Source organism: Vibrio sp. Vb1729 (genome assembly GCF_033338655.1).
Classification (GTDB): domain Bacteria; phylum Pseudomonadota; class Gammaproteobacteria; order Enterobacterales; family Vibrionaceae; genus Vibrio; species Vibrio alginolyticus.
Genome location: NZ_JAWOTB010000011.1, coordinates 270,152 through 282,845, shown reverse-complemented (window position 1 = coordinate 282,845; position 12,694 = coordinate 270,152). Strand labels below are relative to the sequence as shown.

At 42.4% G+C, this 12,694-nt stretch carries 12 protein-coding genes, 1 pseudogene and 1 riboswitch; of the genes and pseudogenes, 6 read left to right on the top strand and 7 right to left on the bottom strand.

What is annotated here, in order from left to right:
* Positions 1-40: 40 nt before the first annotated feature.
* Positions 41-889 carry a pirin family protein gene (locus R7E29_RS06170; protein ID WP_017635146.1) on the bottom strand — a complete coding sequence of 283 codons (849 nt, stop codon included), beginning with the start codon at positions 887-889 and terminating at the stop codon, positions 41-43.
* Between the two features lie 401 nt (positions 890-1,290).
* Between R7E29_RS06170 and R7E29_RS06165 the strand changes: the two genes are divergently transcribed.
* From R7E29_RS06165 to R7E29_RS06145, 5 genes are all read left to right on the top strand, one after another.
* Entirely contained in the window at positions 1,291-1,500 is a 210-nt protein-coding gene (locus R7E29_RS06165) for a cold-shock protein (protein WP_005373691.1), read from the top strand.
* 240 nt (positions 1,501-1,740) lie between these two features.
* Positions 1,741-1,950, top strand: a complete 210-nt coding sequence (locus R7E29_RS06160; RefSeq protein ID WP_005373692.1) for a hypothetical protein — start codon at positions 1,741-1,743, stop codon at positions 1,948-1,950.
* Between the two features lie 50 nt (positions 1,951-2,000).
* Entirely contained in the window at positions 2,001-2,141 is a 141-nt protein-coding gene (locus R7E29_RS06155; RefSeq protein WP_005373694.1) for a PA3496 family putative envelope integrity protein, read from the top strand.
* Positions 2,142-2,378: 237 nt separating this feature from the next.
* Positions 2,379-2,478: riboswitch (purine riboswitch) on the top strand.
* Between the two features lie 89 nt (positions 2,479-2,567).
* Positions 2,568-3,584 (top strand): adenosine deaminase, encoded by a 1,017-nt coding sequence (locus tag R7E29_RS06150; protein WP_017819853.1) that lies wholly within the window; start codon positions 2,568-2,570, stop codon positions 3,582-3,584.
* Positions 3,585-3,710: 126 nt separating this feature from the next.
* Positions 3,711-4,184, top strand: a complete 474-nt coding sequence (locus R7E29_RS06145; protein WP_005373699.1) for a peroxiredoxin — start codon at positions 3,711-3,713, stop codon at positions 4,182-4,184.
* A gap of 50 nt (positions 4,185-4,234) precedes the next feature.
* Here R7E29_RS06145 and R7E29_RS06140 read toward each other — a convergent pair whose 3' ends face one another.
* From R7E29_RS06140 to yghU, 3 genes are all read right to left on the bottom strand, one after another.
* Positions 4,235-4,642: an SPOR domain-containing protein gene (locus R7E29_RS06140; protein ID WP_005373701.1), complete on the bottom strand. Its 408-nt coding sequence runs from the start codon at positions 4,640-4,642 to the stop codon at positions 4,235-4,237.
* Positions 4,643-4,854: 212 nt separating this feature from the next.
* Positions 4,855-6,024 carry a D-alanyl-D-alanine carboxypeptidase family protein gene (locus R7E29_RS06135; protein WP_017819852.1) on the bottom strand — a complete coding sequence of 390 codons (1,170 nt, stop codon included), beginning with the start codon at positions 6,022-6,024 and terminating at the stop codon, positions 4,855-4,857.
* Between the two features lie 1,184 nt (positions 6,025-7,208).
* Positions 7,209-8,066, bottom strand: a complete 858-nt coding sequence (gene yghU / locus R7E29_RS06130; protein ID WP_053349291.1) for a glutathione-dependent disulfide-bond oxidoreductase — start codon at positions 8,064-8,066, stop codon at positions 7,209-7,211.
* A 253-nt stretch (positions 8,067-8,319) separates the two neighbouring features.
* Here yghU and R7E29_RS06125 point away from each other — a divergent pair.
* Positions 8,320-8,439, top strand: a pseudogene (locus tag R7E29_RS06125) (dihydrofolate reductase); the annotation flags it as partial.
* Positions 8,440-8,503: 64 nt separating this feature from the next.
* Here the strand turns inward: R7E29_RS06125 and R7E29_RS06120 are convergent.
* The 3 genes from R7E29_RS06120 to R7E29_RS06110 all read right to left on the bottom strand — a co-directional run bounded on the left by R7E29_RS06120 (position 8,504) and on the right by R7E29_RS06110 (position 12,518).
* Positions 8,504-9,958, bottom strand: a complete 1,455-nt coding sequence (locus R7E29_RS06120; RefSeq protein WP_213906688.1) for a sucrose-6-phosphate hydrolase — start codon at positions 9,956-9,958, stop codon at positions 8,504-8,506.
* Between the two features lie 31 nt (positions 9,959-9,989).
* Positions 9,990-10,913 carry an aminoimidazole riboside kinase gene (locus R7E29_RS06115; RefSeq protein ID WP_053349293.1) on the bottom strand — a complete coding sequence of 308 codons (924 nt, stop codon included), beginning with the start codon at positions 10,911-10,913 and terminating at the stop codon, positions 9,990-9,992.
* A gap of 165 nt (positions 10,914-11,078) precedes the next feature.
* Positions 11,079-12,518, bottom strand: a complete 1,440-nt coding sequence (locus tag R7E29_RS06110) for a sucrose-specific PTS transporter subunit IIBC (RefSeq protein WP_213906689.1) — start codon at positions 12,516-12,518, stop codon at positions 11,079-11,081.
* Positions 12,519-12,694: the final 176 nt, after the last annotated feature.

The window sequence follows — 12,694 nt, the reverse complement described above, 5'->3', positions numbered from 1 at the left end:
AATTTGCTCGCTAACTGAAAAAGCGAGTAGGCAGTCCAAACTAGTAAGTTTCAAACAACCCAGAGTTGTAGTCTTGGATGGCTTGTTCTATCTCTTCCATGCTATTCATGACAAAAGGGCCATAATGCACCACGGGTTCATTAATTGGCTCACCTATAAAGATCAGTGCACCACTCTCTTTTTCGGCCTGCAATTCAACCCATTCACCTTTCGATAAAATGGCCATTTCGCCTTGATTGATCTCACGACCTTTTAATTGAATACGACCTTTATAGACATAGAGCATCATGTTGTTGTCTTGATCCGTGTTCAAATTCAAAGCTTGACCACCCATCGCTCTCCAATCGGCTACCGTGGCAGCAACACCTGTCTCTGTTAGCGGCCCCTGAATTCGTTCGTTGTTTATAGTCATATGACCCGCAATCAAACGTACAACCCCCGTATTCGGAGTATCAAACTCAGTGATCGTTTCAGGTTGAAAGTCATGATATTGAGCTGGCTGCATCTTATTTTTCGCAGGCTGGTTAATCCAAATTTGGAAACCATGCAGTTCGCCTTCCTTCATAATAGGCATTTCGCTATGGATGACGCCTCTTCCTGCTGCCATCCACTGTGCACCACCGGAACGAAGCTCGCCAACATTATCCATATGATCACGATGCTGGAAATGACCTTTCAACATATAAGTAAGCGTCTCGATACCGCGGTGCGGATGCGGAGGGAAACCGCCGATATAGTCAGCACGGTCTTCTGATTTGAGTTCATCCATCATCAAAAATGGAGAAAAGCTAGCATGATTGAAACCCGCTACACGGCGAATTTTCACTCCATCACCATCAGCAGTAGGTTGCGCAGGAATAAGCTGACGAATTTCTCTGAATGTACTCATACTAGTTCTCCTAGTTTATCTTTGTGACCGCTTGCAAGTCGCATGTTCAATCTATGGCTATCGATAAGGTTCTATTTTAGGTTGATGAGCTAAAATTATGAGCCATACTATTCGTTCTACTTATTCAACTTTTTCGAACAATACAATTTATCGAGTTAATAATGAGCACATTTAATTTATCTAAAATAAATGTAGCTATTTTCTAAACAAGGTGTATAGTGTGCCTTGGCTCTTAGAAGAGAGCTGTTAATGCAACATTTAGTTTAAGTTTCCTCTCAGTAAAATCTTGAATCCCCAATTCAGACACCTGCGTACAACTTCCTCTTGATTGAACATTCAATAGCTTAGAAAAGATCCACAAAACAAATCATAATTTTAATGTTTAATTCAAAGGTATTTTTATGTCTAAAGTAACTGGTTCAGTAAAATGGTTTAACGAAACTAAAGGCTTCGGTTTTCTATCTCAAGACAACGGCGGCCAAGATGTATTCGTACACTTTAACGCTATCGTTTCTGACGGTTTCAAAACACTGACTGAAGGTCAGAAAGTAAGCTTCAATGTAGAGCAAGGTAAAAAAGGTCCTCAAGCGACTGAAGTAACTCCTCTATAAGACTGCTTTTCTTGGTGTAGCATGCCCATGCTGCACCAAACCTCTCTCCTTCAAAAATATTCTTTCATCAATCACTCAGCCTAATTTTAGGCATTGCTTTGTGCTATCTAAAATAAACTGAATAGTACTGCTTAATTTATTATTTATAGGAAAAATCATGTCCTCAAAAAGAACTGGCCGTCAAAGGCATTGGTATCAATTACTTAACAAAGAGAAAATCACTAAAAAACAGGAGAATAAATGTTAGAAATTGAATTTAATTTAGAACAACCTCAAACCTCTTGGAACGCTAAAATACATCAATTAAATGGTGATATTTTACGAAGACACGTATTACCGAAACTTCTTTCTCATAGCTTTATGATCGATTTTGAATATTGTGAGAAAACGCAATCTGGAACTATTCTCTGTGATTCAGGTTCAAAGTTAGGAAGTTTTACTGTTAACTGATTCAGTTTTCATGCATTAATGGATAATGCAACTAATTTGTAAGGTATCCAATGGCTAGAAAAAGTAAGAAGCAGTCAGAAAAAGACAAAAAAGAGTCTGAACAAAACGCGGCGGCGATAAAGCAGAAAACTCGACGCCGCATAGAAGACATTATGGAACAAAGAGAATTTGATAAGTTATTCGATCTATAAATGCTCTCTAGTGCTTTCTCTGCCTTTATCGTTGTGCAAGGTACCGCCACCTACCTGTGCTCAAACGAATCTCCACTCTTTTAGACTACTCTTCTAATTACACGTGCCTCTCACACACGCAAAAACAACTGGCTCCTCTATACTCAAGTGACTTGCAAATAGTCGTTTCGCTCACAGGAAACCCCGTGACTAATGACAGCTAGGTTATTTGCGTATAGCCAAAGCGATATTTTTGCGTATAATCCCTCTCGTTTGCTTCGTATAACCCCAATGATATGGTTTGGGGGTCTCTACCAGTTCCCGCAAAGTGCTGATTACGAAGAGTTGAGATCATCGTGGGTCTTACTCTTTGTGATAGCGTTCGATTTATTTCTATCTATACCTATTCTTAGAGTAACTGCATCCACAATACACATAAGGTGGAATATGAACGCATTTATTCAAGGTCTTCCAAAAGTAGAGCTGCACTTACATATCGAAGGTTCACTTGAGCCGGAACTCTTATTCAAATTAGCAAAACGAAACGGCATCGAGATCCCTTACTCTTCTCCGAGTGAACTACGCAGCGCATATCAGTTCACAGACTTACAATCATTTCTCGACCTCTATTACCAAGGAGCGGGAGTTCTGCGTACGGAGCAAGATTTTTACGATCTCACTTGGGAATACTTACTGCACTGTAAAGAAGACAACGTTATTCATACCGAAATCTTTTTTGACCCTCAAACACACACAGAACGCGGCATAGACTTTGACACTGTTATCAATGGAATCGCTCGTGCGCTAAAAGATGGTCACGAAAAACTTGGCATTACTTCGCAAATTATTGCGTGTTTTCTCCGTCACCTTTCAGAAGAGAGCGCCATAGAGACCCTGCAGGCTATTCTGAAACACCGTGATAAGATCATTGGTGTTGGGCTAGATTCTTCAGAACAAGGTCATCCGCCAGCTAAATTCAAGCGCGTATTTAAACAAGCAGTAGAAGAAGGCTTACTTACCGTTGCTCACGCAGGTGAAGAAGGCCCCGCACAAAATATTAGCGATGCAATTGAAATGCTTTACGTGAGCCGCGTGGATCACGGTGTTCGCTGTGTTGATGATGAAGCATTAGTTGAATCCTTAATCGAAAGCCAAATGCCACTGACAGTGTGTCCGTTATCGAATCTTAAGCTATGTGTATTCGACGATATGAAAGATCACAATATTGTGGATTTGCTACGAAAAGGTGTCGCCGTAACGATTAACTCAGACGATCCTGTGTACTTTGGTGGCTACATGACGGATAACTTTCTGGCCGTCAACAACGCACATCCAATGAGTAAGAGTGAACTTGCCCAATTTACAATGAACGCGATTGATGCCAGCTTTATCGATAACGAGTTAAAGGCGAAATATCGTCACCTTGTTAGCCAATACGTAAACCAGCACGAAGCTTTGCAATAAAGGCATCAGTGCCACGCCTTAGGTCAAACGCGTAGGTATTAAAACCCTACAAAAACTCTGTGGTTAACCGCATTTATAAACGCTAGACTGAGAAAGCTAAACTAGCACACAAAAAGGAATAGAATCATGATTCAACAAGGCCAAGCTCTACCAGTTGCAACTCTAAGTGAGTTGACTGCCGATGGTATGGTGAACCACGACGTTACAGAACTGTTTGCGAACAAGAAAGTCGTACTCTTTGCTGTACCTGGCGCATTCACCCCTACCTGTTCAGAAGCCCATCTACCAGGCTATGTGGTATTAGCTGATGAGCTAAAGGCAAAAGGTGTTGATTTAATTGCGTGCGTTTCTGTAAACGATGCATTTGTGATGCAAGCGTGGGGCGAAGCTCAAAACGCTTCTGAGATTTTGATGTTGGGTGATGGCGACGCTAGCTTTACTAAAGCATTAGGTCTTGAAATGGATACAGGCGGCTTTGGTGGTATTCGCTCACAACGTTACGCAATGATCATTGAAAACGGCACAGTGACTAAGCTAAACGTTGAAGAGCCAAAAGAGTTTGAAGCAAGCAAAGCAGAAACGATTTTAGCGGCGCTTTAAGCTTACTCCTAAATACAAAAACGGAAGCCATCGCTTCCGTTTTTTGTTGGTTAACGCATTCTCACAACACTCGTTTGTTGCTTACGCTGCATTTCCGCAAAAGTCAGCACAAACGGGGATGACTGCTTTACACGGCTTGGTAATGAAGAAAGCGCATTGTAGGCATCCTGCTTCGTTTTAAAATCACCAACAGTTACCGTATACCAACGCGTGCCTCGGCTGTTTTTCCAGTTAACCCAAACCGGATGCTTAGGATCGATATAGCGAATATAATCTTTCACATCTTTTTCTTGCTTTAGCGCGAGTACCTGCATCGTGTAATGGTTTGGGTTTAAATAACCATATGCATCCTGAGAGGTCATGACTCCAACACATTGGCCGCTATCGACCTCCTGCTGGTAAGGCATAGCGCAGCCCATGAGCGATAAAATCAATGTCAAAGATAAAATCTTGTGCACGTGTCACTCCATTCTTGTTCTAGTTTCTTTTCTCTCGCACCCAAAAACACAAAACGCTCTTGGTCAGGTAAAAACACACCCTTACAAGAGGGCCTGTGTTTTAACGCAACGAGTATTCCAAAAACGTAAGGCGACCACGTTGGTCGCCTTAGTAAATTGATTTAATAGAACATTAACAAGATAGAGTGATATAGACAGAAGTTCGCTACTGTTTAGAACCAGCTAGCGACCAATTGCTTAAACCAGTCTAAAATTCGCTTGAATAAACTGCCTTCCTCCACGGACTCCAATGCAACGAGCTCGGCTTCATTTACGACCTTACCGTCGACTTTGTAAAGCACTTTACCAACCACTTGTTGCTCAGAAATTGGCGCAACTAAATCACCGTTGTATTCAACTTCCGCTTGCAGATTTTTTACATCTCCTTTTGGCAAAGTGAGATAAACATCGTTAGCTACGCCGACAGTAAGCTCGTCTTTTTCGCCCATCCAAACTCGAGCTTTCGCAAGTTCCGCACCCGCCTCAGTCGGCATTACCGTATCGTAAAAGCGGAAGCCATAACTTAACAGCTGCTTGCTTTCTGATTCACGAACATTCTCGCTCTTCGCTCCCATTACTACGGCAATCAGACGCATATCACCTTGTGTTGCAGAAGTCGCTAGACTATAACCCGCACCGCTTGTATATCCAGTTTTCATGCCATCGACATTCATACTACGATCACGAAGCAAGCCATTACGGTTGTATTGAGTGATGCCATTGTAAGTAAACGAGGTTTCGCTATACAGCGGATAGATATCAGGTAAGTCACGAATAATCGCTTGGCCCAACTTGGCAATATCATAAGGTGTCGAATATAAACCGTCACTGTCTAGGCCGTGAGGGTTGGTGAATGCCGTGTTAGACAATTCAAGCTTGGCGGCCCAACTATTCATCAAACTCACAAACCCTGATTCACTTCCCGCAACATGCTCAGCAATAGCAACACTGGCATCGTTACCAGATTGAACAATCAGACCACGGTATAAGTCAGACAAAGAAACGGAAGTATTGACTTCAATAAACATTTTTGAAGAATCTGGGAAATTTTTTGCCCAAGCATTTCGGCTGATGACAACCTCATCATTCAACGTAATATTGCCTGTATTAATTTCTTGACCAGCTACATAAGCAGTCATCAACTTCGTTAAACTCGCGGGGTTTAAACGTTTGTGGGCATCACGTTCAACCAGTACTTTCCCCGTATGGAAGTCCATCAAAACATAACCACGAGAACTGAGTTCCGGCGCATTTGGCACAACTGAAGGCGCAGCATAAGCCAACGAGGATACAGCAGCGAACCCTGTAATTAACACTGTGTGTAATATAGTACTTTTTCTCATCATGACATCTTATCTTAGTAGCATTTAAGGCTTACAAACGGTACCCGAATGAATTCAAAGCGCGGGATTACCTAGTTAAAAAACGAGTATATTGAAACGGCGCTCAGTTACAGCCACCTTGTTACGATTGGTTACTTTTACTCAATGTTTGTCGAAAATAATGAGAGGTAGGTAGAGCTTTCGTCTTGAAGAATGAAACAGGAGCGAAAATAATTCCGTAACGCTATGTTTTTTTGAGAGGAGAGAAAAAGCGCGCAAGTCAATTCAGGGAGTAAGTTGGTATAGGAAAAGTAGTTGAGCTTTTATCCATATCTAAATAGGAAACAACAAAAACAACCAACAATAAGTCCAGTTAATTACTTACCAAGAGAACATATTGAAAACGCATCATAAAATTGTAATTAATTATCGATAAATTTAAAAACCTAATATTATAATTTATGTAAATTTCATTTATTATTAAATCGGAGAAAAATACAGCTTTCCTTTCTTAAAACTAAGAGACGATTTTTTCGATGTTTTTAGGTTTATCTCATCAGAGAACTTGGTATAACAGTGAGGAATAAGGCATCCGGACTTAGCGCGAAAGGATAACCCACTGTTATTTAAGTTCACACGCTGCTTTTTAATGACTAGAGACTTTAAACTGCGGTTACCTTCGGTTTGTTCGGCTATTCTTTGACGTATCCCAACCCAGTACGACTCAAACGACGACATCATACATATCCTCTTTCATGATATAAGCATTAATAATTAAACATCGCTAAAAGCTAAGCTTGTCTTAAATAAAAGTACTAGAAATTAATTTTATTTCTTCAAAACAAATCAACCCGCATATTCCACATAAATTTAGTGGTTATGTCAAATATTAATTATCATTAATTTTATTTATAATGGATATAAAATCGGTTTATAATTTTTAAATAGTTTAATTATTAGAAAGAAGTATAACCAGTCCATATTTAACATGGAAATATGAGCTTTGTTTTGCATCATAACATATAAATACATTAAAGATTCATCTACGAACTAAATGCTCTTCAATAGGTGATATAAATTAGAATTTCGAGACTAAATGAGAATAAAAATAGCGCACCGTATATGGTGCGCTATAGATTTGATTAAGGTCACTGTATAAGCATAGATAAAACTAAACTCATTTGACGTAGCTAGGCCAAGATTGCTTATGGTTTAAGTTTCAATACTTTATCAATATCTTCTGCGCTGTGGCGCTCAGGTAACTGCTCCCATTCTTCACCCCATGAACGGTTCACAATTCGACCACGTTTTACCGCTTCACGCTCATCAATTACTTTTGCCCAACGCACAACGTTTTTGTAGCTTTCTACGTCTAAGAATTCAGCCGCATCGTAAGCACGACCCAACACAAGGTTGCCGTACCATGGCCATGTTGCGATATCAGCGATGCTGTACTCATCGCCACCTAGGAATTCATTGTTCGCAAGACGCTTGTCTAATACATCTAACTGACGTTTTGCTTCCATTGTAAAGCGGTTGATTGGGTACTCGAACTTCTCTGGTGCGTACGCGTAGAAGTGACCAAAACCACCGCCTAGGTATGGCGCAGAACCTTGCAGCCAGAATAACCAGTTCATTACCTCAGCACGCTTAGCGCCTTCTTTTGGTAAGAAATGATCAAATTTCTCTGCTAGATAAAACAAGATGTTGCCAGATTCAAACACGTTCACTGGCTCAGAACCCGAACGGTCAACCAATGCCGGAATTTTTGAGTTTGGGTTAACAGCTACAAAGCCAGAGCCAAACTGGTCACCATCGCCAATCTTAATCAGGTATGCATCGTATTCTGCTGCCGTTACGCCAGCCGCCAAAAGCTCTTCAAACATGATCGTCACTTTCTGACCATTTGGGGTACCCATTGAGTAAAGTTGGAATGGGTGCTCACCAATTGGAAGCTCTTGCTCATGACGTGCGCCAGAATCCGGACGGTTGATGCTCGCCCACTGACCGCCGTTTTCATTATCGTTTGTCCAAACTTTTGGTGGAATGTATTCGTTAGCCATTGTTTTCCCTTATTGTGTTTGAATGCATCTTCAAACTGACGGGTCTTACGCGCCAGCAAGCATTATTAACATCACCTCTTCGCCAACTGCGATTAGGCATACTCAAGATATTAGGTCGAATTCGCTAAATAAAAGTCCTGCAATCTCTTTTAGTTAGAACCTTTGGTTATGGGATTTTCTTTCACGCTATAAGTAAAAACGTCGCGATAATGTGAACTAGGTTCGAGATGCCAACGATGAGTAAGCTACACTCGGCGGCGCACCTCTATTTGGGGATTTAGAACAACCGCTAAACTTCAAAGTCACCAAGAATGAAGTTGTTCTGGATACCTTAGTTCAAACAACTTACGTGCGTGATAGGCAGTTAAGTTAGATAGTTAGAAAGAAAAACGCCCTTCACTAAATCAATGAAGGGCGTTTTAATGTATTCGAAACCGTTACTTAGCTGATTCAAACAAACCAGAAATACCTTTCAAAGGGAAAAGCCTTGCTTGCTCCAACCCTCTCAACGTTACCGTATTCAGGTCATCAATAAAGAAACGACTGGTCATCGTGTGTTTGCCACCATTAATGAAAATCTCGATGACAGAATTGTCGATATATATATCAATCGTCTGCTTAGCGTCCAATCTTGGTGCTTTTCGAATGCTACCAAATTCTTCTGCGTACAAATGAGACATGTGACGACGGTCCAGCATAAACTCGTGCTTTGTCGCACTAAAGACGATGTTGTCACCTTTGAGGTTACTCAGCTCAAGTTCAAAGCCATCGCCCTCAAGGTCTAATTGGATCAAACAACTTGTGCTTTCCAGTGTATGGGACTGTGCAAAGACTACCTCTTCTTTTCTTAAACTCTCCAATTCAGGGAGTGGAGTTTGAATAAGAAAACCATCTTTCAACGTTAGTTCTCTAGGAAGAGACAACATTCCTGCCCACTGGTGTGTGACCGATGGCGTGTCGATTTCTGGCAACCCTATCCATGCAATAAGAATGCGACGCCCATTCTCATCTAAATAGGTTTGTGGGGCGTAGAAATCAAACCCATAATCTGGCTGTAAAATATCTTGGTGGTTTTCTAAAGTCATCGACTCTAGGTTCAACTGATCACCCACGATATACGCGACAGAATAGATGTTTTTGAAATCATAAGGATTACTACTGCTCACGCCCTGTGGAGAAAACAGCATCACCGATTGACCATTAATCTCAAATAAATCAGGACACTCCCACATGTACCCAAGGTCAGAGAACTTGGTCTTGATAGGACCTTTATGCTGCCACGTTTTCAAATCTTTGCTTTGATAGAGCGCCATAGAACCATGCTCGGTTTTGGTTTGAGCACCCACCACCATCAAATAGTCGTCGCCTTTCTTCCAAACTTTTGGGTCACGAAAGTGCTCCGTGTAATGTTCGTTCTCAATGACTACACCGTGCTTTTCAATGCTGCCGTCTGAATCCATGGTGGCAAAACACTGTGTTGGGATTCGATTCCAGTTTTGGTCACGCTTGTTGCCAGTAAAAAACAGCAAAGCCTTGTTGTTTTCCACCAAAGCGCCGCCCGAATAGACACCATGTGAATCGTAGTCTTGGTCGGGATGAAGACCCACGCCATGATCAGTAAAATGGATGAAGTCTTTAGTAGAAAGGTGATACCAATACTTCATTCCATGGACTGGTCCCACAGGCGTCCACTGGTAAAAGATGTGGTGCTCACCATTGAAATAGCACAACCCATTTGGGTCATTTAACAGCCCAAATCTAGGGGCGATATGAAAACTAGGAAAGCCTTTATCTTGCTGACGTGAAAGTGTCATTTCTTCGATATCACACTGAGGGATTTGCTCAAGTCGGCGATATCTTTGCTCTACAGTCCAACGGTTGTTTAAGCTCATAATTTTTCTCAACTGAAATTGGATCTGAAGATCATTGCCCAATAAATTGCAGCAACTCTGTCTGGGTCGGAAGCGCGGTCATTGCGCCTTTTTGCGTCGTCGCTAATGCACCACAGCCATTTGCCCATTGAATCGCAGAGCTAACAACAGGATGATTTTTCCAATCGTCATGCCGAGACAGGCATGCCAGTAGCCCTCCGACAAAAGCATCACCCGCACCTGTGGTGTCAATCGGACTAACGACTTGACCTGTGATCAGTTCACTCTGACTTTCAAAGACGCGCCAAACACCTTTCGCACCTTGTGTCACCAAGACCAAAGCAATATTCAAAGAGGCTATTTGTTGTAAACCTTGCGCCATCGACGTTGAGTCAGTTAAGAACAAAAGCTCTTCTTCAGAGAACTTAACCACATCGGCCATCGCTACAGCCTTCATCACGACAGCTTGGATTTCTGATTGATCTTGCCACACTTCATCACGCAAGTTAGGGTCAAAGCTAATGAAACCACCAGCGGCTTTTGCTCTTTTGATCGCCTCAAATGTGCTGCTTCTACTTGGCTCATTTGCCAGTGAAATTGAGCAAACGTGTAGCCAGTCACCTTGCTTAAAGTTTGGGATGTCTTCAACAGACATAAACTGATCAGCGCTCGGTTTTACCATAAACGTAAAGCTGCGTTCACCTTGATCATCTAAATCCACCACCACTGTTGATGTTCTTTGCTCTGGGTCTTTAACGAGAAACTCCGTGCTCACGCCCTCTTGATCGAGCGTTGATTGCATGAAGCGACCAAATGGGTCATCACCTACACGTCCAAAAAACGCACTCTTACCAGATAGACGAGCAATTGCTACGGCGACATTCGCTGGTGCACCACCGGGACATTTGAGTAAAGAAGTCTCAGATTCCGGTATTAGATCGACAACAGCATCACCAGTTACCCACACTTGATTCATCTTGCTTACCTTGAAATTAAAGCCCTGATAGTCCAACGTGTTGAACACCTTCACTACCAAGTAAAAATTGAAAAAGGCTAGCCAAGCCATTAGTGCTTGGCTAGCACCCCAAACATTTAGGAAAAGAAGTGGATTTTGGGGGACTCCACCCTTAAGGAGTTCAGATTAAGCCGCTGCTTTTCTACCGGCTTTAGCGCGGTCACGCATACCAAGAACAATGGTGAGAACAAATGCGGTCAAGAACGCGATCACCATACCCGCGATGTAGTACCCAATCTTCTCTGGCGTAATAGAAATGATGCCTGGAAGACCTGCTGCACCCAATGCCTGAGCTTTCACATTAAACATTGTAATGAACGCGCTCGATAACGCCGCAGCGCAAACTGCCGCAATAAATGGGTAACGTAGTTTTAGATTAACACCAAACATGGCTGGCTCTGTAATACCCAGCAAACCCGTAACACCCGATGGAATCGCAATACCTTTCATCTTCTTATCTTTGCTCATCACGCCCACCGCCAACGCTGCCGCTCCTTGAGAAACGTTAGACATCGCCGCAATAGGAAAGATAAAGGTGCCGCCCGTCGTCGCAATATCCGCAAGAAGTTGAGTTTCAATCGCAATGAAGCTGTGATGCATACCAGTAATAACAAACGGAGCATAAATAAGACCAAATACCGCACCACCAACAAAGCCAGCAGTGTTGTATAGCCAGTTCAGACCATCACCCAATAGGAAACCGATATCACGCGTGAACGGACCGACGACAGTAAACGTCAGCAAACCCGCTATGAAAATCGCCAGTAATGGCGTTAAAAGGTTGTCTAAAACAGAAGGTATGACTTTACGTAAGCCTAGCTCAACCTTCGCAAGAATGAATGCCGATACCAAAACCGGTAACACCGAACCTTGGTAACCCACTTTTTGGATTTCAAAGCCAAGAATATTCCAAACCGGAATGTTGCCAGACACAGATGCGCCGCCGAATCCCCAACCATTCAGCAAGTCAGGGTGAACCATCAACATACCTAGCGCCGCCCCTAAATATGGGTTACCGCCAAACTTCTTACTGGCTGAAAATGCCAGCAGAATAGGCAGGTAAACAAACGGCGCGTTCGCAAACGTGTTGATCATGTTCGCCAAGTCTGTCAGTCCTGGGTTGGCATCAATCAAAGATTTGCCATCAATGAACAAGCCTTGAGCAGTCAATAGGTTATAGATACCCATCAACAAACCACCAGCGACGATTGCTGGAATGATTGGAACGAAAATATCAGACAGCCCTTTCACCGCGCGCTGAACAATGTTTTGTTTCTCTGCGCCAGCAGACGCAACGTCGTTGGTGGACATTTCACTCATCCCCGTCAACTTCGCCATTTCTGCATAAACTTGGTTTACGATGCCAGATCCAAAAATGATTTGGTACTGACCCGCAACTTTGAACTGCCCTTTTACTCCTTCAAGGCTATCAATCGCTTGTTCATCTATTTTTTGCTCATCTGCAACGGCAAGGCGTAAGCGTGTCGCACAATGCGCAAGTGCGGTGATGTTGCTTTTACCACCTAATAGAGTTAACAACTCTTTTGCTACTGCCGGATAATTCATTTCATACCCCATTGGATTATTATCTGAGCTTGCGAAATTTTCGGGAACGTTTGCAAAACAGATTTTTGCTCAATAAAACCAAATGATCAAAGATAAAGCAGAGAGAATGTGAGAATGATCGTCAAATTCTCTCCCTAAGAGCAGTATAGGAGGTTAGAATCGCTACTTATCAAAGA